This window comes from Tsukamurella sputi (assembly GCF_007858445.1).
GTDB lineage: Bacteria > Actinomycetota > Actinomycetes > Mycobacteriales > Mycobacteriaceae > Tsukamurella > Tsukamurella sputi.
Genome location: NZ_VIGV01000157.1, coordinates 1 through 562, shown reverse-complemented (window position 1 = coordinate 562; position 562 = coordinate 1). Strand labels below are relative to the sequence as shown.

Sequence of the window (562 nt, the reverse complement as noted above, 5' to 3'; positions counted from 1 at the left end):
CGCTGAGCGTCGACCTCGGATTCCGTGGCGGGTACCAGCATGACGGCGATGATCGGGAGGCCGATCAGGAGGAACAGCATCGTCAATTGGGTGACAGCGGCCGACCCGATCGGGCGGGCGAGTAGTGCTGAGAAGCCGAGGCCGACGCCGCAGTAGGCCAGGAAGAGGAGCGCGATCACGACGACGCCGAGGAGTGACGACCACAGAGGGTAGTTCGCGGCGACGATCGACCACACGATGTAGGGGCTCGACACCAGTAACAACATGCACGAGGCGATCCACGCACCCAGGAGCTTCCCTGTGGCGAGCTGCGCGCCGCTGGCGGGCGTCGCCTGCACGACGGCGAGAGTTGCGTCCTTGCGGTCGCCGTTGATCGATGTCGCGGTCATCGTCGGGGCGATCACCAGCCCGAGGAAGCCGACGAAACCGAATAGGATCAGGTAGAGATTCTCGCTCCAGTCCTGGTACGGCGTGCGGCCGCCCGTCGTCAGGGCAAACCACAGCGATCCGAAGACCACGGCGGACACCACGAGGAAGAACGCGCCCAGCAGGAGGCGCCAGC

1 protein-coding gene is annotated in these 562 nt (G+C 65.8%); it reads right to left on the bottom strand.

The annotated features are described in order from the left end of the window. Positions 1-562: ABC transporter permease (locus FK268_RS23605; RefSeq protein ID WP_146437886.1), on the bottom strand; the 562-nt coding region annotated here is incomplete at both ends.